The following is a 19,380-nucleotide window of genomic DNA, read 5'->3' on the forward strand; positions in this document are numbered from 1 at the left end:
ACAGACCAGCATGGCAACGCGTGAGTGACCGCAAACGGTGGCGAGCGCCGAGCCGGGAGACGCAGCAAACCATGTCGCATCCGCGGGTAGCACCCGCAAGCGGGCCTTCCGCAATCGATTGGATGGTCAATTTTTCAAGGAATTTCACGATGAACAAGAAGTTTGCCTCTTCCCGTGTTTCGCTGATCGTCGCAGCTTCGGTGCTGGCCTTCAGCACCGTGTCGGCACAAGCGCGTGTGTTCCGCGTGTCCGACGTGCATGGCGACACCTATCCGACCAACATGGCCGTGAAATACATGGGAGAAGAGATCAACAAGGCAACCGGCGGCAAAGATTCCGTGAAGGTCTTCGGCAATAGCGCGCTGGGTTCCGAAAACGACACGATCGATCAGGTGCGCATCGGCGCGCTGGACATGGCGCGCGCCAACGGTGCCGCGTTCAACGAGATCGTGCCCGAATCGATGATCCCGTCGCTGCCGTTCCTGTTCCGCGACATCGACCATTTCCGCAAAGTGATGTACGGCCCGGAAGGCCAGAAGATTCTCGACGCCTTCAAGGCGAAGGGCATGATCGCGCTGACGTTCTACGAGAGCGGCGCGCGCTCCATCTACACGAAGAAGCCGATTCACACGCCGGCTGACATGAAGGGCCTCAAGGTCCGCGTGCAGCCGTCCGATCTGATGGTCGACGAAATCCGCGCAATGGGCGGCACGCCCACGCCGATGCCGTTCGCCGAAGTCTATACGGGCCTGAAGACGGGTCTGGTGGATGCCGCTGAAAACAACCTGCCGTCGTACGAAGAAACCAAGCACTTCGAAGTCGCGCCGGTCTACTCCGAAACCCAGCACTCGATGACGCCGGAAGTGCTGGTGTTCTCGAAGAAAGTGTGGGACACGCTGACGCCGCAAGAGCAGGAGATCATCAAGAAGGCCGCGGCGGACTCGGTGCCGTACTACCAGAAGCTGTGGACCGCGCGCGAAGCCGACGCGAGCAAGACGGTCACGAAGGGCGGCGCGACCATCGTCGCTTCGACGCAGATCGATCGTGCCGCTTTCGTCAAGGCGATGCAGCCGGTGTGGGCAAAGTACGAAAAGACCCCGCAAATGAAGCAGCTCGTCGACGAGATCCAGGCAGTCAAATAAGGTTCGCCTGAACGGAAGCTATCCAGCGGTGAAGGCGTGAAGGGCCTGCGAGAAGATTTCGCAGGCCTTGCCGCTGTGCGCTTTCTGAACAGAAAAGTCGAGCAGATTGCTGAATATCAAAGAAAAAGACAGGTCGGTCGAATGCAAGGACGGGTCCAATGAGATTCATGAAGCGCCCAAATGATTTTCTATTCCGTGCGCTGGTTATCGTGGCGTCGCTGAGTCTCGCCGTGCTGAGCCTGCTGGTGATCTACAGCGTCGTGATGCGCTACGTCTTCAGCGATGCACCGGATTTCGTCGAGCCCATCGCGCTTCTGCTGGTGATCGTGATCGCCATGTTCGGTGCGGCGCTCAAGGTGCGCGAAGGCGGCCATATCGGTCTCGATTCGCTCGTGAAGAAATTGCCACCGAAAGGGCAGCTCATCGCCACGTCGTTTCAGCATATTTGCCTGATCGTGTTTGCGGTGATGGTTTTCTTCGGCTGTCTGCAGATGGTCGAGGCTACCGCTGAAGACCGGATTCCCATTATCGGTTTGCCCGAATCGTTGCGTTACTGCATTCCGGTTATTGCCAGCGTCTGCATTGCAATGTTCTCGATTGAGAACCTGCTCGCGCTTTTCGCACAGAAACAAAAATAGAGCAATCATGGAACTTGCCATCCTCTCCGTCAGTTTTCTTGTTTTCCTACTTCTCGGCGTTCCTGTTTCTTTCGGGCTCGGGCTCGCGTGTGTCCTGACTTATCTATACGAAGGGTTACCCGCGGCCACCGCCATGCAGTCGATGATCTCGGGCATCAACGGCTTCTCGTTTCTCGCGGTGCCGTTCTTCATTCTGTCCGGTGAACTGATGCTGCACGGTGGCATCGCGGACCGCATCCTGCGTTTCGCGCAAGCCACGGTCGGGCATTTCCGCGGCGGCCTCGGCATGGCCAACGTGGTGGCGTGCACGCTGTTCGGCGGCGTCTCCGGTTCGCCCTCGGCGGATACGTCGGCCATGGGCGGCGTAGTGATTCCGTTGATGAAGCGTGAAGGCTATAGCGCGGCCTACGCGGTCAACGTGACGACTCACTCGTCGCTGGCCGGCGCGCTGATGCCGACGTCGACCAACATGATCATCTATGCATTCGCGGCCCAAGGCATCACCGGCACGTTGAATGGACATCCCATGAGCGGTGTGTCGATCGGCGATCTGTTGTTTTCCGGTCTGCTGCCGGTGTTGTGGGTGATGGGTTTCGTGCTGATCGCCGCATACTGGCAAGCAGTCAAATACGGTTATCCGCGTCGCGCCGACGGTTCGACGGAGTTGCAGAAATTCCCCGGCTGGTACGCCGTGGCCCGCACGTTCCTCGGTGCGTTGCCCGGCTTGATGGTGATCGCGATCATTCTGGTTTGCGTGGCGAAGGGCATTGCTACAGCGACGGAAGCCGCCGCTATCGCCGTGTTCTATTCGCTGGTGCTGACAATCGTCGTGTATCGCTCAATGACGATGAAGAAGCTGTTCCACGCGCTCTCCAAGGCGGCCAAAACCACCGGCGTGGTGCTGCTGCTGATTGGTGTGTCGAACATGCTGCGTTATCAGATGGCTTATCTGGAGATTCCGGATGCGATCGAACACATGCTCGACGGCGCGACCAGCCTGCCGTGGCTGATGCTGTTGTACATCAACCTGATCCAGATCTTCCTCGGCACGTTCGTCGACATGGCGGCGCACATCCTGATCACCACGCCGCTGTTCCTGCCGATGGCGATGCACGCCGGCGTCGGTCCCGTGCAGTTCGGGATCATGATCCTGCTGAATTGCGCATTGGGCCTGGTGCATCCGCCGATCGGCTCCGTGCAATTTATCGGGTGCGCGATTGGCAATGTGTCGATTGGTGAAACTACCAAGGTGGCGTGGCCTTATTACCTGGCTATCTTCAGCGCGATCAACATCGTGACTTACGTACCGATGTTCTCGACATGGTTGCCCAGCCTGATCAATGGTCACCCGGTATTTTGACATCCCTTAGTGAACACCGGGGCATTCGAACAATATCCACACTCGGCGGCACTTGAAGCGTGCCGCAGTCAAAGAATAATTTTTTAAAGAGGAGCAGAAATGAAAAAGGCATTGGCAACTTCGGCGCTTGGCTTGGTCGCCCTCGGCGCGCACGCTCAGAGCAGCGTGACGCTGTACGGGATCGTCGATACGGGTATCGGCTATCAGAGCAGCCAGACGACGCTCGGTTCGACCAGCGGCGGCCGTTCGAATGTGAAGATGATCAACGGCATCTGGGCCGGCAGCCGTTTCGGCCTGAAGGGCGCCGAGGACCTGGGCGGCGGCACGAAGGCGATCTTCCAGTTGGAAGAGGGCTTTAACAGCGCCACCGGCGCGCAGTCGGTCTCCGGCCTCGGGTTCAATCGCCAGGCTTATGTCGGCGTGACGAACGCGAGCTACGGTACCTTCACAGCCGGCCGCCAATATACGTCGTACTATACGATGCTCTCGCCGTACAGCCCGACCACGTGGCTGACGGGCGCATACGGCGCGCACCCGGGCGATATCGACTCTCTCGACACGGTGTATCGCGTCAACAACTCGCTGGTGTACACGTCGCCGAGCCTGTATGGCCTGACGGCGAGCGGCTCGTATGCGCTGGGTGGCGTGCCGGGCAGCTTCAACGCCGGTTCGACGTGGAGCGCGGCGTTGCAGTACCTGAACGGTCCGTTCGGCATCGCGGCGGGCTTCCAGCGCATCAACAACTCGACGTCGGGTGGCGGCGCATGGGGCGCTGACTCCACGACGTCGAACAACGGCGCCCAAGCGGGTGTGTCGGCCATCAACAATGGCTATCAGCGCGCCCAGGCACAGCAGCGCGTGGCGGTGACGGGCGGCTATGCCTTTTCCCAGCAGTGGGACGTGTCGTTCTCGTACTCGAACGTGCAATACATTCCGGGTATCAATTCGCCGTTCCACACCACGGCGATCTTCAACACGGGCGGCGCCGTGCTGCACTTCAAGCCTTTGACGGCACTCGACCTGGCTGCGGGCTACAGCTACACGCGTGCTACCAAAGCGAATGGCATCACGAGCTCGGCCAGCTACCAGCAGTTCAACCTCTCGCAGTACTACAGCCTCTCCAAGCGCACCGGCCTGTATGCGCTCGAGGCGTATCAACGCGCAGGCGGTCAGACCCTGGGCACGAACGGCGTGAGCATCATCAACGCGACGGCCAGTGTCGGCGACGGCCAGAACGGCGCGCCGTCCTCGTCACGCAGCCAGTTTGCTGCCGGTGTGGGCATCATCCACAAGTTCTGATGGTGTAAGTTCATGGCGGTGTGTTGTTACACCGCCACGCCGACGCGTTTAAATTACGCTTCGCCGAGCATCACCAGCTGCGCGCGCAAGGCGCGCAGCATCTCTGGCACCCGGCCTCGAGCATTGCGCGAGCGGTCCGATTAGCGCGATCAGCCAGATAAACGTTATCACCGCCAAATCGGCAATCTTCGCGTCCGCAGCCGTTTTCAGCATCGCCATGGTGGCAGCGCGCATGCTTCGCGACGCCGCACGCGCCATTTCCGTTGTATTCAGTTCGGCGGCGATCGCCTACAAAAGGCCGCTTCGAGCAGCGGCCGCAGGCCGGCAAGCCGCGCGTTTCACGCGCTCACGCGTCGGACCACAAACGCCCGGCCGTTGCCCAGTTTTCGCGTTTCACGTCGGTCAGAATAATATCCACCGAGTTCGGTTCGACTCCTAGCGACTCGCACGTCGCCCTGGTGATGGCTTCGACGAACTGGCGTTTCTGTTCCACCGAGCGGCCTTCGAAGAGTTCGATATGAAACGTGGGCATGGTGTGACTCCGTTAAGCATGAGAGTGGGGTTGAAATGAGCGCGGCGCAATTTCAATCACGATAGCTGGTATCGAGGCGGTCGAGTTTGCGCAGCAAGGCGGGCCATTCGAGCGCACCCTCAATGGCGCCGCCATCGTAGAGTTGTTCCGCCGTGCGTGCGGCGACCGCGTCGCCCGGCACCACGAGTTGCGCGCCGCACGCCTGGGCCTGTAACTGGATCTCGCACGCCTTGAGCAGCGTTGCCATCAGCACATAGGCTTCGGCAACCGTGCGGCCCGTGGTCAGCGTGCCGTGATTGCGCAACAGCATGGCGGACTTGTCGGCGAGATGCGCGACGAGGCGCTCGCCTTCCGCCGGCGAAAACGCGAGGCCTTCGTAATCGTGGTACGCGAGTTGGCCGTAAAAGCGCAGCGCGTGTTGCGAGGCGGGCAGCAGGCCGGCCGGCTGCGCGGAGACCGCCACGCCCGCCGTATTGTGCAGATGCATCACGCAGAAAGCGTCGGCGCGTGCCGCGTGGACCGCCGCGTGCAGCGCGAAGCCGGTCGCATTCACCGCATGTTCGCTCGCGCCGACAACGTTACCCGAGATATCGATCTTCACGAGATTCGAGGCGCGCACTTCATCGAAGGCGAGGCCGAACGGGTTGATCAGAAAGTGGCCGGGCTCGCCCGGAACACTTGCCGAGATATGCGTGTAGATCAGATCGTCCCAACCGTTGAGCGCCACAAGCCGGTAGGCCGCAGCCAGGTCGACGCGGGTCTGGCGCTCCGCGTCGGACAATGGCCCTGTCTCCGCGACGTGGCCGGCAGGGGTGTGAGTGAACGACATGTCTGTCTCCTGAATCCGGAAATTGCTCGATCGCCGAAACGCGTGCGTGCGTGCGCGTGGCGCTTGGCGAGACTTCGTGGCCTGACTAGCTCGCGCGCCTGGCCGGAACCGGTGTCGTCGCGCGGCGTGTGGTGTCCAAAGGTTGCACGGCTTCGACGGTGGCCACGCCATGCCCGAGGCGCTGTGAGAGCCACTGCACGCTCCACGTCGCGAGGACGAAGGGCGCGGTCATGACCGGCCAGCCGAAGTATGCCGCCGCCGCTTGCAGCACGCTCGACAATGCCACGCCGCCGAGCATCGTGACAAGGCGGCAGTCCGCTAGCGCGAGCGCGGTCAGCACGCCGTTGAATCCTAACAGGCCGGCGTCGAACGACGCCGTCGTTGCGCCGGGCAGCAGGTGCGCGGCGCTGGCGAGCGCCGCGCCGATCAGCGCCCGCAGCGCATGCCTGCGCGACGCCGCCGCAATCCCGAGCAGCACGAGCAAACCGGGCAACGCGTCGGACGCAAAACCGGTTTGGGCGAAACCGGCGAGCAAGCCGCCGCCCCATTGGGTCACGTTCGTCGCGTGCGCCGGGCTTGCGGTGACCGGCGGCGCGTTGACGGTGATCATCGGCAGCCAAAGCCACGTGACGATCAGGCACGGGCTCGAGAAAAACCCCAGTCCGCGCTCACGCAGCCAGCGCGACCACGGCGCTAACAGCCACGCCGTGCAGGTGGCGGCGAGAATCGCCACCGCGCCCGCTGTCGCATTGTCGGCGATGAAGTTGAAGGCGGCCAGCCCCGCCAGCGCGCCGTTGAAACCGTGCAGCCCGGCGCGCGTATCGTCCTCGCGGTAGCCGGCCAATACCGCGCTCACATTGGCCGCGACCGCGCCCATCAGCGCCGCGCAGGCGAGGCGCGGGTCGTAGAGCAGCCATGCGGCGAGCAGGCACGCGCCAGTGAAGGCGTTCGGTTGCAGCACGATCTGGCCGAGGCTGCGCAACAACGTGCGCAAGGCGGCGGATCGAGCTTCGGTAGCGACGGGGTGCATGATGGGAAGGCAGTGTGTCTTCAATGTTGCGCAATTCCGCTGTCCGGGCGTCGGGCGCGCGTCGGGGTCGGAGGACTGCGAACCGCGAGCATAGGCCAGCCAGGTCGCGCTGGGCATCGCGTGCGTTGATAGTGGCTATTTGCGATACCTGGCCGCCATGCCATGCGTCGCCGAAACAAAAATTTTCGCGCTACGATATGAACCCGGCGCAGCCCGGCAGAACCCGGTCGCGCCGTCCAGAGAGGAGACAGGCAGATGCGTGAATTACGGTGGGCATCGGAAGAGGGCGACGGCATCGAACATCTGGCGTTCGACGCGCACGAGGACGGCTTCGCGGTGGAAAGCGTCGTGGTCGGCCAGCGTTACGGAAAGTCGTATGGCCTGCATTACAAGGTGCGCTGCGACTCGCACTGGCGCACACACTACGCGTGGCTGAAGATCGTCGGCGGCGGCGAGCTGGAGTTGCATGGCGATGGCGCCGGCCATTGGCACGATGGACACGGCCTCGCGCTGAGCGCGATCGAGGGCTGCGTCGACATTGACATTGCCGCCACGCCGTTCACCAACACGCTGCCGATCCGTCGCTTGCAACTGGCCGAAGGCGAGCGTCAACCCATTTCGGTGGCGTATATATCGACGCCCGATTTGCACGTTACCCGTGTCGAACAGGCGTACTCATGCATCGAGTTGCATCGCGAGTATCGCTACGAGGGCATCTTCCGCAACTTCACGGCAGATATGAAGGTCGACGACGACGGCCTCGTGATCGATTATCCGACGCTCTTCACACGCCTGCCGCGCGGGCGTTGAGTGTAGACGGCGCGGCCCAGCCGCCATGGTCCCCGCGATGCCGCTCCACGAAGCGTTCGATACTTGCCGCGATCCGTTCGGGTTCGCGCAGCACGACCCAATGGCCGGCATCGATCTCATTGCGCTCATACGCGCCAAGCCAGCCCTCCAGCCCAAGCGAGAGCGCCGGGCCGACGTAGCGGTCACGCAGCGGCACGATGAATTGCACCGGCGCATGCGCATGACGCGCGCGCGGGCGCAGCAGCTTGTCGATGAAATTGGCGCGATACAGATTCAGGCCGTTGAGCGCGTTGCGCAGCTGCGCGGGATCGGGCGCGGGGCGCACGTGTTCCGTCACGCGCAGCCACAACGGCCACAGGCGTGCGGCGCCCACGCGCCACACGAGTTCGGGCAACCACGGCAAATGAAAGAAGAAGATGTACCAGGACTTGAGCGTTTGCCGGACGCCACTGCCGAACGGGCGTTTCGTTGTCGGCTGTGCGGTTCGAGCGGCGCCGTCGCGTTCGCTCTCGCTCTCGCCGCGCACGGCGAAAGACGCGTGATCGAGACACGGCCCTGAGATCGACGTGTACGAAGCGATGCGTCCTTTGAATGCCTGGTCGGTCACCGCTTCCCAGCTTTGAATCGCGCCCCAGTCGTGGCCGACCAGGTGGAACGGCCGCGCGCCACAGGTTGCGTCGGCGACCGCCGCAAGGTCGGCGGCGAGGCGTTCGAGCCGGTACGCGTGGCGCGTGGCCGGCGCTTCGGAGGCGCCGGCGCCGCGCACGTCGTAGGCAATCACACGGTAGCGCGTGTCCAGATGCGCGCGCACCGGTTCCCACACGGCGGCCGAGTCGGGATAACCGTGCACCAGCACGATTGGCGGCGCGTCGCGCGGTCCGCTCACGTACACCGTGAGCCGCACGTCGCCGGCCTCGACCGACAGCGTGTCGCGTATCACGCGGCCGCCTGCACACCGCGCCGCGCGGCCTTGCGCGCGCTCGGCGTGAGCGCATTGGCGGCATCGACCGCGGCGACGAGACCCTCGATGCGGGCCAGTTGCACACGGTTGTCGTGATCCCACGGATGGAAGCCGGGCCGGAAAAAGCTCAGCCATTCGCCTGCGATGCGCGGAAACACACCATGACGCGGGCCATACAGATACTTCACGACGCGCCACATGCCGCGTAGATGACCGCCGCGTTTGCGGTCGGCGATGAGCAACCGCACGTGGTAGTCGAACACGATCAGCCAGAACGTCAGCGTCGTGGCGAGCATGGTGCCGGTGCGCAGCAGATAGCGGCCGAGCCCGGGTTTGAGCACGGCGTTCCATACGTCGTAGGAAACGGACTTGTGCTCGGTTTCCTCGAGCGCATGCCAGGTCCACATCTGCGTATAGCCTTCCACCGAATCGCCGATGCGCGACGCGTCTTCCAGCAGCAGGCCGGCCAGCATCGCCGTGTAGTGTTCGAGGCAGACGGTGACGGCGAGCTGGTAAGAATGCGGCAGGACTTTGCGGCCGAAGTTGAGAATCGCCCGCAGCCGTTTGTCGAGCTTGTGCGCGGGCAGGCCGGCTGCCTGCAGCAGATCGTTGTATTCGACGTGCTCGCGCGTATGCATGGCTTCCTGGCCGATGAAGCCGAGCACCTGCTTCTTCAGCACAGGGTCGTCGATCTGATCGCGGTAGTTGCGCACGCTGTCCATGAAAAAACGCTCGCCGGCCGGAAACAGCAGCGAAAGCGCGTTGAAGAAGTGTGTCACATGCGAGCCCTGCACGTGCCAATCGCAGGCACGTGCAGGCGGCAGATTGAAACGGAGGTCGCGGCGAATCGGCATCATGGCCTTTCTCCTTGTGATTCTCGATGAATTGCTGATCGTGATCGAATGACGTACGTGGCGCCCGGCAAAGAAGTCCGGCGCATCAGGCGCGCTTGCCGTCCATCTGAGCGGCGCGCCGCGCGCGTTTCTCGGCGATGCGTTTCATGCGGCGCGTTTGCATCACCACGAGGGCCTGATAGGCGGCCGGCAGCGTGCGCGCCAGCCAGTCGGCGGCTCGCGCGTCGCGTCCGATCAGCACGCGCCGCTTGTTTTTGCGCACGCCGTCGAGAATCACGCGCGCGGCTTCGTCGGCGCTGGTGATGAAAAACTTTTCGAAGTCGTCCTTGCCTTGCTGTTCGGTTTCCAGCATGAAGCCGACCATGTTCGTCGCGATGCGGCTCGATTGCGCGATGCTCGTGCGGATGCCGCCCGGATGCACGCAGGTCGCCGAGACGCCGCACTTCATCAGGTCGAGTTCCTGACGCAGCGCTTCGGTAAAGCCGCGCACGGCGAATTTGGTCGCGTTGTACCCGCTCATGCCGGGTTGGGAAAACAACCCGAACACGCTCGACGTATTGACAATATGGCCGTCACCGGAGGCCTTGATGTACGGCAGAAACGCTTTCGTGCCGTGCACGACGCCCCAGAAGTTGATACCGACGATCCACTCCAGATCCGTGTAATCCATCCCTTCGATCGTGCTCGACAGCGCAACGCCCGCGTTGTTGAACACGAGATTGACGCCCTGATGCTGCGCGGCCGTTTCGGCGGCCCAATCGAACATCGCGGCGCGCTCGGCAACATCGAGCACGCGGGTGGTGATGCGCAACGGCGAACCGACGACCCGCGGTGCCGCGGCCTGCGCAAGCTGTGCGGTTTCGGCGAGGCTCGCGGCATTGCGGTCGGCGAGCGCGAGGTGGCAGCCTTCGCGCGCCAGTTGAATCGCGAGCGAGCGGCCCATGCCCGAGCCTGCGCCGGTGATCGCGGCGACTTTGTCGGTAAAGTTTTTCATTGGTTTATCTCCGGTTCTCCCTGAACGGTGCCTTTTTCGTTGTCGTTGTCTTTATGTGTCGTCAGGCTGCTTCCACAGGCGCTGAAGCAGCGCCGCCATGAGCATGCGTGCCGTGCGGTGAACCCGGCGGCACGCTCGCCACATGCGGTGCGGGCGAATACGCGAGGTAATCGGCCATGCTGAAGGTGCTAGTGGCCTGGCGGAATTTGTAGGCAAATCCCGGCCACAGCGTTGTGTTCTTGCCGGTCGACGGATCGAGATACCAGCTCTTGCAGCCACCCGTGGACCAGATCGCGCGGCCGAGCTTCTGCTGGATCTGCTCGTTGTACGCGCGCTCCACTTGCGGACGTACTTCGATGGCGTCGGCGCGTTCAGCATGCATCGTCTTCAGCGCGCGCAGGATGTACTCGACCTGCGACTCGATCATGAACACCATCGAGTTGTGGCCGAGACCCGTGTTCGGTCCAACCACCATGAAGAAGTTTGGATAACCAGGCAATGTCGTACCAAGGTAAGCATGCGCGCCGTCGCGCCACGTATCGACGATATCGACGCCGCCGCGCCCGCGCACCACGCCGCGCGGAAACGGGTCGGCCACCTGGAAACCGGTGCCGAAGATCAGGCAGTCGGCGCGATGACGCGCGCCGTCGGTGGTGACAACGGCGTCTTTCTCGATGCGCGCGATGCCGGTGGTCGTCACCGAAACGTTCTGGCGCGACAGGGCGGGGAAGTAGTCGTTCGAAATCAGCACGCGCTTGCAGCCCATTGTGTAATTGGGCGTGAGCGCGGCGCGCAATTGCGGATCGCGCACCTGACGGCGCAGATGCCGCTCCGCGGCTTTCTGCGCGGTTTTCATCAGCGACGGATGAATCGCGAAACCCAAGGCGCGCGATTCGAGCATGCAGTAGAGTGCCGAGCGCATGATCTTCTGCGTGAACGGCAGGTGTTTGAACAGCCATTGCTCCAGCGGTCTGACGGCACGGTCGGCCTTCGGCATGATCCACGGCGGCGTGCGCTGGAACAGGTCGAGATGCGCGACGCGCGGCGCGATCTGCGGAACGAACTGGATCGCGCTCGCACCCGTGCCGATCACGGCGACGCGTTTGCCTTCGAGCGAATAGCTGTGATCCCACTGCTGCGAGTGGAAGGTCTTGCCCCTGAATTTTTCGAGGCCGGGAATGTTCGGCACGGCCGCGCGCGACAGGCCGCCCATAGCCGAAATCAGCACGCGCGCCGACCATTGCCGGCCGCTCGCAAAGGTCAGTTGCCAGCGGTGGCGCGCTTCGTCGTAGATCGCGCTGGCCAGTTCATGGCCGAAACGCAGATGCCGCTCAACGCCGAAGCGCTGCGTGCAGTCTTCGAGGTAAGCGCGGATTTCCGGCTGGCGCGCGAACATGCGGGTCCAGCGCGGATTCGGGGCAAAGGAGAACGAGTAGACGTGGGATTGGACGTCGCACGCGCAACCGGGGTAATGGTTGTCGCGCCACGTGCCGCCGACCGAATTGGCCTTTTCGGCGACCATGAAGTCCGTGACGCCGGACTGGCGCAGGCGGATCGCCATGCCGAGGCCCGCGAATCCGGTCCCGATGATGGCGATGTCGGTCTCGATAGGCGCTGACGCTTCGGGCGCCGCGGCGTCGTGGGGCATCGTGCGTGCGTTCATCCGATCCGTCTCCTTTTACCTTCTTAACTGTTACATTGGTTGATGTAACAATAGAGGCTGGTAACGGATGACGCAAGCCGGCGGTTAGACGCCCGCCTCTAGGCGCGGAGACCAGCCGCCGGGCTACTTTGCGGCCAGCGCCGACGTGATTTCGTGGTTTTGCCAGACGCTGTCTTTGACGATGATCTTCGCCGGGATCAGATTGGCGCCGTAGAACGCATCGGCGACGTTCTGCTGCGAACGCACGATCTCGTCCGTGACGGCGGTGGTGCCATACGGATAGCGGCGCACCCATGTTTCGACCAGCTTCTGATCGAGACCGACCTTCGGCGCGATCAGTGCGGCGGTTTCCACCGGGTGCGCGTTGACCCACAGCCCGGCGGTGCGCAATTGTCCGAGAATCGCGCCGATCACGTCGGGATGCTGCTGCGCGAAGTCGCGCGTCGCTTCATAGAAGTTGTACGGGGCGTTGAGTTCGGTGTAGTCGGCCAGCGTGCGCGCTTTCAACGCCTGCTGCGCGGACGCGTAGTACGGATCCCAGATCACCCATGCATCGACGCTGCCGCTTTCGAAGGCGGCGCGCGCGTCGGCGGGGGGCAGATACACCGGGCGAATATCCTCGTAGCGCATGCCTGCTTTCTTGAGCGCTTCGAGTATCAGATAGTTGGAGCTCGAGCCTTTTTGCAGTGCGACGCGTTTGCCTTTCAGATCGGCCGCGCTATGCAGCGGCGAGTCGCCTTTGACGAGGATCGCCTCGGCGTGGCGTCCCGAAGGCTCGGCGCCGACGTACACGAAGCGCACGCCGGCGGCTTGAGCAAACACCGGCGGCGGCGCGCCCGTGTAGCCGAAGTCGATGCTGTTCGCGTTCAACGCTTCGAGCAGCTGCGGTCCAGCGGGGAATTCGAACCACTTGATGCTGTAGCCGAGCGGTTTGAGTTTTTCGTCGAGCGAGCCTTGCGCCTTGAGAATCGCGAGCAGGCCTGATTTCTGATAGCCGATGCGCAGTACCTTGGCCGGCTCGCTGCCGTTGCCGCCGGTCTGCGCGGTGGCGTTCAAGGTGGTGAATGCCGCGAGCAAGGCGGCGCCGAGTTGAAGCGAATAACGGGCGTGACGGACCATCCTGCGAATCTCCATTGCGTTCGATTGGTGTGGCCGCCGCGGGTCGTCTGCGGGCATCGTTCGGTCCGCTAGAAGCATGGCGCGGACTCGCGGATGTGGCAGAAAACGCGTTGCGGCAACGTTCGGGGATCGTCGCATGGAGCTCGCGCCGTTCAAACGAAGCAATGCAGATTTGAATATGACACGGGGCGGAACATGCGCGGTCCCGGTGTGTCCAGCTAGCACGCGGAAGCGGGCGTGCGTATAAGTCGAGTGAAGGCGAAGGCTAGTACGCGGGCGCAGGTGGACGCGAAGGCGAGAGCGAGACCGCGCGTGCAGACTACTTCTTTGTTTTGTGCTTCTTTGTCGTGCCCGCAGCGCCTTCCGCAGGATGCCCCAGTTTCTTTTCCATGATCGCCGCGACACGGTCGCCGAGGTAATCCCCCGAGGCTTCTTCCAGCGCCCGGTTCATTTCGCTTTCCACCAGCACCATCGCGAGCGGCCGCAGGCGCCAGATCGCGTCGACGAGAGCCGGCACGTCGGCGGGCGGCGGCAGCGCGTCGGCGTCGTAGCGGTCCAGTTGGCGGACCACCAGATCGACTAGCGCTTTAGCGACCGCGTTGAAATGCGGCCGCGCGATGCCTACCGCGTCGAGCAGATCGGCAAGCGGAATGCCTTCCTTCGCCATGGTCGCGCCGGCGGCCAGCGCCGTCGGGCTGCCCGACACGAACGAGAGGCCGTCGCGCTCCAGCAGACCGAGGTCGACCGCCTTGCCGAGCGCGCTCGGCGAAGCCTTGTCGCCGAACATGTGCAGCAGTTCGAGCAGCGAGTATTTTTTCGGCCGCTCGCGCGACCAGCGCCCGCCGATCGCCGTTTCCAGGCCGAGGATGGAGCGCAGATCGTGGCCTTCGTCGACGGCCATGATCAGGTCCTGGATGTTCGCGAGCGTATAGCCGCGCGCGAGCAGATGGTTGATCAGCTTCAGACGCGAAGCGTGCGTGTCGTCGTACACGCCGACGCGGCCGCGTTTTTCCGGCGGCGCGAGCAGGCCGCGGTCCTGATACGCGCGTACATTGCGCACGGTGGTGTCGGTGACGCGCGCGAGTTCGTCGACGGTGTATTCGTTGCGCGGCGTGGCGCCGGCCGCTTCGTGCGCGTCGGCGGACAACGGTGGGACAGGAGGCGGGGTGTTGGGCATGGGAGGGATTTTAGCGCGGCGCTTCAGTCGCGTCCTGCCGACACGTCGTCCGGCACGCTCGAATCACCCTTGCCGAGTGCGCGCTGCATCAGCGTCGTGTCGAGCCAGCGGCCGTGTTTGAAGCCCACCGCCTTCAGCGTGCCTGTTAACTCGAAACCCAACTGCGTGTGCAGCGACAGCGAACCGCCGCTGCCGCCGTCCGCGATCACGGCGACCATCTGACGCCATGGTCCGGTTTCGCAACGCTCGATCAACGCCTGGAGCAGCACGCGCCCCAGACCGCGGCCTCGATAGGCGTCGTCCACATAGATGGAATCTTCGATGGTGTTGCGATACGCGGCGCGCGGCCGATAAGGCGTCGCGTAGCAATAGCCGGCGACTTCGCCGTCGATCTCCGCCACCATGTACGGCAGCCCGTGGCTGCGTACCGACGCGAACCGCGTGCGCAGGTCATCGACGGAGGGCGGGGTTTCTTCGAACGAGGCGACGCCGGTCAGCACGTGGTGGGCGTAGATCGCCTGGATCGCCGGAAGATCGGCTTCGGTGGCGTCGCGGATCAGCGGGGCGGTTGCGGACGCTGATCCCGAAGTGGCGGGCGTGGTGCGGGTGATGCTCATACGTGGTCCTGTCGTGGCGATCAATCGGCGGATACGCTTGACTATGCCCGCCGCGCGCGCGAATTTGAAGCGAGCCAAAAATCGCCGCGACGTATGGCGATGGTGACACACCCCCACGCCCACGCGCCTGGCACCGCTTAGCTATGCGAGTACGTATCGGGCTGCGTCACGTACCCACGATGATGCCGTTTATGCCTCACCTTATGTTTCGGCTTGGCCTCGGTCGTCGGCGCGTGCTGTTCGGCGGATGGCTGCGGAGCCGGCGCCTGCTGCGCCTGTGCATGACCGGACGGCAGCGAGCTTTGGCCCTCGCCGAAGCGGAAGGTTTGCGCGGTCTGGGCATACGCGCCGACAGAAACCGTCAGGGCGGCAACCGCCAGGCACATTGAAAACTTCATGGATCCTCCTTCTGAACGAGCCGGTGAGGATACCTGTTTTCCTGACGATCGATCGTCACATCAGGCGAAGCGGCCCGCTCACGCTGTTGTCGATCAGCGGCAACGCGCGAGAACCGGGCAACTCGTAATGCCACCATTCACTCTTGATGTGCGTAAAGCCCGCGCCATGCATCACGCCCAGCAACAGCATGCGATTGCGCTGCACCTCTTCCGGCAAGCCGGGATGAAAGTGCTCCGATTCGATCGTCATGGCGTCGAAGCCGGTGCCCATGTCGAGTTCTTCGCCGTGCGCGTCGAGCAATGTCAGGTCGAGCGCTGTCCCGCGGCTATGGTTCGAGCCGCGCGTCGGGTCCGCCACGTAGGTCGGATCGGGCAGAAAATCCCACAGCACCTGCTGCGCTTGCGGCGGCCGGTACGCATCGAAAATGCGTAGTGTCGTGCCGATCTGGCGGGCGAGTTCGACTGCACGGCGCAGTGCCGCTTCCGCTGGTTCGAGCAGAAGACAATGCGCGGACTGGTAGATCGGTTTCCCGGTGAGGTTGCGCGCAGTGGCGTAGACGAGGTCGAGATCCACGCCATGCGTGGCGGGCGTGATTTCGATGAGTCGATGGTCGGTCATGAGGCGAAGGACGTGGCGTGCATCAGAGGTCGTCGAATTGATCGAATTCGCTTTGCAGTTCCCGGTTGCGCGCGACACGTTCGTCGATACGCGGCCCGAGTCTTTCGACGATCGCCGAGATCAGCAGATTGAAAAGGCAGGTGAGCGGCGCGAGTGAATCCCAGAACTGGCCGACGTCGGTTTTCATCTGCAGCAGGTCGCCGTCGAATTCGCGCGCCCACGGACAGTAGATGTCGGTAACGAGCGCGAAGGGCAAGCCGCGGCGCGTGGCGGCTTCGCAATAGCGTCGCGCGACCTTCGAGTAGGCGCGTGTGTCGGTGACGATCAGATACGGCGATTCGAAGCCGGCGTTCAGCGAATCGACGTACGAACCCGACATGCCGTCTGAATAGAACACGCGCGGACGGATGTATTCGAGGTAGCTGTAGAACGCGTTGCTGATGCCGCGCGTGGACTGAATGCCGAGAATGTAGACGGCATCTGCGTTCGAGATGCGCTCGGCCACGTGCGCGAACACCGGCGATTGCGCGAGTTGGTAAACGTGCTGGATCGCGCCGATTTCGAGTTCGAGCGAATGGGCGAGCGCGGGGTTGGGCTCGGCAGGCGAACTAACGTCCGGCGTGGTGCCGTCGTGCTGACCGGCGGCGCGGCGGAACGCATCGAGCCGGTCCGTGATCAGCCACGGACGCTCCTGAGCGCCGCGCAGTTCGCGCTTCAGGTCGTCGAGATTCTGATAGCCGACGCTGCGCAGGAAACGGCCGACCGATATGCCGCTCGTGCCGGCTTGCTGGGCGATCTGGTCGGCGGTTTCGAGGCCGAGCCGGTCGAGATTGGCCAGCATGTAGCTGGCGACGCGCTTGGAAGTGGGCGTGAGTTCGGCAAAGCGGGCTTCGACGGTTTGAGCAAAAGCGGTCGGCATCGTAGTCGCGGCGCTGGGTGGTGGTTAGTCGAACGTGGAATGATGACATACTCGACCGGTCGCCCGCGCCGCGCGGGTTCTCGAAAGTCGATGCCGGGCACGCATCAGACAGCCGGCTGCGCCGGCGCCGCCCGCGAGAAGTGCCGCGCGCCCGCCACGCAGCCCACCACGACGACGGTAACCAGGATCATCGCGGGCGGTACCTGCTCGTGCAGCAGCAGTCCCGCGAGCAGCAAGCCGAAGAACGGCTGCAGCAACTGCAACTGCCCGACGCCCGCGATGCCGCCGAGCGCGAGGCCGCGATACCAGAACACGAAGCCGATCAACATGCTGAAGAGCGACACATAGGCGAGACCCCAGAGCGACGCCTGACTGACGCCGTCGAGCGAGGCGGGCCGTGTCCACACCGCGAGCGGCAGCATGAGGGGCAACGACAGCACGAGCGCCCACGAGATCACCTGCCAGCCGCCGAGGTGGCGCGACAGGCGCGCGCCTTCGGCGTAGCCGAGCCCGCATGCGACGATGGCGGCCAGCATCAGCGCGTCGCCGAGCGGCGATGCGTCGAGGCCGTGACGCAGGGCAAACGCCACCACCGCGCCGCTGCCGAGCGCCGAGAACAGCCAGAACGCCGGCTGTGGACGCTCGCCGCCGCGCAGCACGCCGAAGATCGCCGTGGCGAGCGGCAGGAGGCCGACGAACACCACGGCATGCGCCGCGCTCACGTGGCGCAGTGCCAGCGCCGTCAGTAACGGAAAGCCGATTACCACGCCAAGTGCGACGATCACCAGCGGAATCAGATCGCGGCGGGACGGCCGCGCCTGCCGGAATACGAGCAGGAGCAGCAGACCGAGCGTGCCGGCGATCGTCGCGCGGGCGACCGTCAGGAATAGCGGATCGAGGCCTTGCACGGCGACGCGCGTGGCCGGCAGCGAGCCGCTGAAGATCAATACCCCTATGAAGCCGCTCAGCCAGCCATTCGTCGTTTTGTCCATGGGAGAGTCCGTGCGCGGGAAAGAGGATTGATAGCATCCGCTATCCGGCTATGGACAGTAAGGTACGGATCGATGCAAATCGTCCAAACTGTACCGAGGAATGGGGCGGTACAGCGGTCGGGCCGGCGTCACGTCGAACGCGGACGTTGGGTGCGCGGCTGAACATTCCCTCGCCAATGCGCCCAACTCACTTGCACAGCAAAAGCAAGCGCTCCTGATCCGTACACGTCGGACGTGGTTTCGGTGTGCCCTGCTGGGCGGCCGCGGCGTTCATCGCGGCGCTCTTGTTCGTGAGGCACGCGCGCAGATGTTTCTCAACCGGCGAGTAGTATTTCCACCCGCGCACGAGCGGCGGCAACTCCAGCTTCACCTGCTTCCATTTCGGATGCCCATGCTCCTGGAGATTGTCGAAGTTGGCGCAGAGCGAGTCGGCAAAGTGGTTGAGATTGCCGACCGTGTCGCGCAGGCCATAATCGTAGGTGACGAGAAACGCCTTGACGGTCAGCGCGGGCACATCTTCCTTGAGCCAGGTCGGATAGCTGGTCGCGCGGATCGTCGTGGGGAAATAGGTTTGTTTGGCGCGGCTGGTTTCCGGTGCGGCCGGATCGGCCTTCAGAAGACGGATCTGCTGCAACAGGTCGGGATTCATATCGTTGAACAGCTTGGCCGGCTGTCCGACCACGATGATCGCGACATCCACTTTCTTCACGATCAACGCGGCCAGCGCATCTTCGTTGCTGAGATGCTGGATGTTCTGCTCGGGTATCGCCTGACCGAACATCAGGTGATACAGCGTCGTGGCCGATTGCGCGGTTCCGCTGCCAATCAGGCCGACGCTAATGCTTTTGTCCTTGATATCGGCGAGGGTTTTCAGGGGCGAGTCCGCGCGCACCACGACGTTAATTTCCTCGTCGTAAAGCGGCATGATGAGCCGCAGCGGCCGGATCGCCGTGCCGGCGTCGGCGTTGCCGGCGTTGGCCATGTCGATGTAAGCCTGGTACACGTCGGATTGCACGAGCGCCAGTTTCACGCCTGGCTCGAAGCGCATGCGTTGCACGTTTTCAGCCGAGCCCTTCGACGCCATCACTTCCAGGTCGATGCCCGCCGGCTGCGCAACCCATTTCGACAGATCCTGGCCGATCTGGATATACGTGCCCCGTTCCGGTCCGGTGACGATCTTGTAATGCGCCGGCTCCGCGCAGGCCAGTGAAGACACGACCATCAACGCCAGCCCCAGCCATCCCATGAGAAGTCTCTTCAGCATGGTCTCTCTACCTATCGGTCAGGTTCGTATGACTTCGCGCGTCGACGCGCACGAAGCACCAGTGAGCCGGATTGCCATGTCATGTTCTATGTGCCGCGCCTGCCACGTCCGTCTGTTACCTCTCAAACCAAAGGCGCCGATACGCGAGATTCCCTAGCAGATT

20 protein-coding genes are annotated in these 19,380 nt (G+C 63.4%); 5 read left to right on the top strand and 15 right to left on the bottom strand.

Annotated elements, in window-relative coordinates:
* The first annotated feature begins 149 nt into the window (after positions 1-149).
* From B0G82_RS32420 to B0G82_RS32435, 4 genes are all read left to right on the top strand, one after another.
* Positions 150-1,142, top strand: a complete 993-nt coding sequence (locus B0G82_RS32420) for a TRAP transporter substrate-binding protein (protein ID WP_116144131.1) — start codon at positions 150-152, stop codon at positions 1,140-1,142.
* Positions 1,143-1,300: 158 nt separating this feature from the next.
* The gene (locus B0G82_RS32425; RefSeq protein ID WP_116144133.1) at positions 1,301-1,780 is read left to right on the top strand and encodes a TRAP transporter small permease; all 480 of its coding nucleotides are present in this window, start codon (positions 1,301-1,303) and stop codon (positions 1,778-1,780) included.
* A 7-nt stretch (positions 1,781-1,787) separates the two neighbouring features.
* Positions 1,788-3,140 (top strand): TRAP transporter large permease, encoded by a 1,353-nt coding sequence (locus B0G82_RS32430; RefSeq protein ID WP_012426747.1) that lies wholly within the window; start codon positions 1,788-1,790, stop codon positions 3,138-3,140.
* Between the two features lie 99 nt (positions 3,141-3,239).
* Positions 3,240-4,439, top strand: a complete 1,200-nt coding sequence (locus B0G82_RS32435) for a porin (protein WP_116144135.1) — start codon at positions 3,240-3,242, stop codon at positions 4,437-4,439.
* A gap of 346 nt (positions 4,440-4,785) precedes the next feature.
* Here B0G82_RS32435 and B0G82_RS32445 read toward each other — a convergent pair whose 3' ends face one another.
* The 3 genes from B0G82_RS32445 to B0G82_RS32455 form a co-directional block, all read right to left on the bottom strand.
* Positions 4,786-4,971, bottom strand: a complete 186-nt coding sequence (locus B0G82_RS32445; RefSeq protein ID WP_116144139.1) for a 4-oxalocrotonate tautomerase — start codon at positions 4,969-4,971, stop codon at positions 4,786-4,788.
* Between the two features lie 52 nt (positions 4,972-5,023).
* Positions 5,024-5,800 carry a class II aldolase/adducin family protein gene (locus tag B0G82_RS32450; RefSeq protein WP_121310267.1) on the bottom strand — a complete coding sequence of 259 codons (777 nt, stop codon included), beginning with the start codon at positions 5,798-5,800 and terminating at the stop codon, positions 5,024-5,026.
* An 85-nt stretch (positions 5,801-5,885) separates the two neighbouring features.
* Complete coding sequence (locus B0G82_RS32455) at positions 5,886-6,830, bottom strand: urea transporter (protein WP_121310268.1); 945 nt, start codon at positions 6,828-6,830, stop codon at positions 5,886-5,888.
* A gap of 255 nt (positions 6,831-7,085) precedes the next feature.
* Here B0G82_RS32455 and B0G82_RS32460 point away from each other — a divergent pair, with 255 nt between their 5' ends.
* Positions 7,086-7,640, top strand: coding sequence for a putative glycolipid-binding domain-containing protein (locus tag B0G82_RS32460; protein WP_121310269.1), 555 nt, complete (start codon positions 7,086-7,088; stop codon positions 7,638-7,640).
* Here B0G82_RS32460 and B0G82_RS32465 read toward each other — a convergent pair.
* The 12 genes from B0G82_RS32465 to B0G82_RS32520 form a co-directional block, all read right to left on the bottom strand.
* Positions 7,615-8,580, bottom strand: a complete 966-nt coding sequence (locus B0G82_RS32465) for an alpha/beta fold hydrolase (protein ID WP_121310270.1) — start codon at positions 8,578-8,580, stop codon at positions 7,615-7,617. The two genes, B0G82_RS32460 and B0G82_RS32465, sit on opposite strands and share 26 nt — an antisense overlap.
* A complete protein-coding gene (locus B0G82_RS32470; protein WP_121310271.1) occupies positions 8,577-9,458 on the bottom strand; it encodes a metal-dependent hydrolase in 882 nt (293 codons plus the stop codon). The genes B0G82_RS32465 and B0G82_RS32470 overlap by 4 nt, the downstream gene beginning before the upstream one ends.
* An 82-nt stretch (positions 9,459-9,540) precedes the next feature.
* Complete coding sequence (locus tag B0G82_RS32475) at positions 9,541-10,449, bottom strand: SDR family NAD(P)-dependent oxidoreductase (protein WP_121310272.1); 909 nt, start codon at positions 10,447-10,449, stop codon at positions 9,541-9,543.
* A gap of 61 nt (positions 10,450-10,510) precedes the next feature.
* Positions 10,511-12,112 carry an NAD(P)/FAD-dependent oxidoreductase gene (locus B0G82_RS32480; RefSeq protein ID WP_121310273.1) on the bottom strand — a complete coding sequence of 534 codons (1,602 nt, stop codon included), beginning with the start codon at positions 12,110-12,112 and terminating at the stop codon, positions 10,511-10,513.
* 123 nt (positions 12,113-12,235) lie between these two features.
* Complete coding sequence (locus tag B0G82_RS32485; protein ID WP_121310274.1) at positions 12,236-13,231, bottom strand: sulfonate ABC transporter substrate-binding protein; 996 nt, start codon at positions 13,229-13,231, stop codon at positions 12,236-12,238.
* A gap of 319 nt (positions 13,232-13,550) precedes the next feature.
* A complete protein-coding gene (locus B0G82_RS32490; RefSeq protein ID WP_121310275.1) occupies positions 13,551-14,408 on the bottom strand; it encodes a MerR family transcriptional regulator in 858 nt (285 codons plus the stop codon).
* 23 nt (positions 14,409-14,431) lie between these two features.
* Positions 14,432-15,025 (bottom strand): GNAT family N-acetyltransferase, encoded by a 594-nt coding sequence (locus B0G82_RS32495; RefSeq protein WP_121310276.1) that lies wholly within the window; start codon positions 15,023-15,025, stop codon positions 14,432-14,434.
* A 137-nt stretch (positions 15,026-15,162) separates the two neighbouring features.
* A complete protein-coding gene (locus B0G82_RS32500) occupies positions 15,163-15,423 on the bottom strand; it encodes a hypothetical protein (protein WP_121310277.1) in 261 nt (86 codons plus the stop codon).
* 55 nt (positions 15,424-15,478) lie between these two features.
* A complete protein-coding gene (ddpX, locus tag B0G82_RS32505; RefSeq protein WP_121310278.1) occupies positions 15,479-16,042 on the bottom strand; it encodes a D-alanyl-D-alanine dipeptidase in 564 nt (187 codons plus the stop codon).
* 22 nt (positions 16,043-16,064) lie between these two features.
* On the bottom strand, positions 16,065-16,961 hold the full coding sequence (locus B0G82_RS32510) for a MurR/RpiR family transcriptional regulator (RefSeq protein ID WP_121310279.1): 897 nt from the start codon (positions 16,959-16,961) through the stop codon (positions 16,065-16,067).
* A 104-nt stretch (positions 16,962-17,065) separates the two neighbouring features.
* On the bottom strand, positions 17,066-17,953 hold the full coding sequence (locus B0G82_RS32515; protein WP_116144165.1) for a DMT family transporter: 888 nt from the start codon (positions 17,951-17,953) through the stop codon (positions 17,066-17,068).
* A 187-nt stretch (positions 17,954-18,140) separates the two neighbouring features.
* Positions 18,141-19,217 (bottom strand): TAXI family TRAP transporter solute-binding subunit, encoded by a 1,077-nt coding sequence (locus tag B0G82_RS32520; RefSeq protein ID WP_121310280.1) that lies wholly within the window; start codon positions 19,215-19,217, stop codon positions 18,141-18,143.
* Positions 19,218-19,380 lie beyond the last annotated feature (163 nt).

Origin of the sequence: Paraburkholderia sp. BL17N1 (genome assembly GCF_003634175.1) — a bacterium.
In the GTDB taxonomy this organism is placed as follows: domain Bacteria; phylum Pseudomonadota; class Gammaproteobacteria; order Burkholderiales; family Burkholderiaceae; genus Paraburkholderia.

Coding starts and splice junctions, on each gene's coding strand:
- B0G82_RS32420 (WP_116144131.1), top strand. CDS start 150: ATGAACAAGAAGTTTGCCTCTTCCCGTGTTTCGCTGATCGTCGCAGCT.
- B0G82_RS32425 (WP_116144133.1), top strand. CDS start 1,301: ATGAGATTCATGAAGCGCCCAAATGATTTTCTATTCCGTGCGCTGGTT.
- B0G82_RS32430 (WP_012426747.1), top strand. CDS start 1,788: ATGGAACTTGCCATCCTCTCCGTCAGTTTTCTTGTTTTCCTACTTCTC.
- B0G82_RS32435 (WP_116144135.1), top strand. CDS start 3,240: ATGAAAAAGGCATTGGCAACTTCGGCGCTTGGCTTGGTCGCCCTCGGC.
- B0G82_RS32445 (WP_116144139.1), bottom strand. CDS start 4,971: ATGCCCACGTTTCATATCGAACTCTTCGAAGGCCGCTCGGTGGAACAG.
- B0G82_RS32450 (WP_121310267.1), bottom strand. CDS start 5,800: ATGTCGTTCACTCACACCCCTGCCGGCCACGTCGCGGAGACAGGGCCA.
- B0G82_RS32455 (WP_121310268.1), bottom strand. CDS start 6,830: ATGCACCCCGTCGCTACCGAAGCTCGATCCGCCGCCTTGCGCACGTTG.
- B0G82_RS32460 (WP_121310269.1), top strand. CDS start 7,086: ATGCGTGAATTACGGTGGGCATCGGAAGAGGGCGACGGCATCGAACAT.
- B0G82_RS32470 (WP_121310271.1), bottom strand. CDS start 9,458: ATGATGCCGATTCGCCGCGACCTCCGTTTCAATCTGCCGCCTGCACGT.
- B0G82_RS32475 (WP_121310272.1), bottom strand. CDS start 10,449: ATGAAAAACTTTACCGACAAAGTCGCCGCGATCACCGGCGCAGGCTCG.
- B0G82_RS32480 (WP_121310273.1), bottom strand. CDS start 12,112: ATGAACGCACGCACGATGCCCCACGACGCCGCGGCGCCCGAAGCGTCA.
- B0G82_RS32485 (WP_121310274.1), bottom strand. CDS start 13,231: ATGGTCCGTCACGCCCGTTATTCGCTTCAACTCGGCGCCGCCTTGCTC.
- B0G82_RS32490 (WP_121310275.1), bottom strand. CDS start 14,408: ATGCCCAACACCCCGCCTCCTGTCCCACCGTTGTCCGCCGACGCGCAC.
- B0G82_RS32495 (WP_121310276.1), bottom strand. CDS start 15,025: ATGAGCATCACCCGCACCACGCCCGCCACTTCGGGATCAGCGTCCGCA.
- B0G82_RS32500 (WP_121310277.1), bottom strand. CDS start 15,423: ATGAAGTTTTCAATGTGCCTGGCGGTTGCCGCCCTGACGGTTTCTGTC.
- ddpX (WP_121310278.1), bottom strand. CDS start 16,042: ATGACCGACCATCGACTCATCGAAATCACGCCCGCCACGCATGGCGTG.
- B0G82_RS32510 (WP_121310279.1), bottom strand. CDS start 16,961: ATGCCGACCGCTTTTGCTCAAACCGTCGAAGCCCGCTTTGCCGAACTC.
- B0G82_RS32515 (WP_116144165.1), bottom strand. CDS start 17,953: ATGGACAAAACGACGAATGGCTGGCTGAGCGGCTTCATAGGGGTATTG.
- B0G82_RS32520 (WP_121310280.1), bottom strand. CDS start 19,217: ATGCTGAAGAGACTTCTCATGGGATGGCTGGGGCTGGCGTTGATGGTC.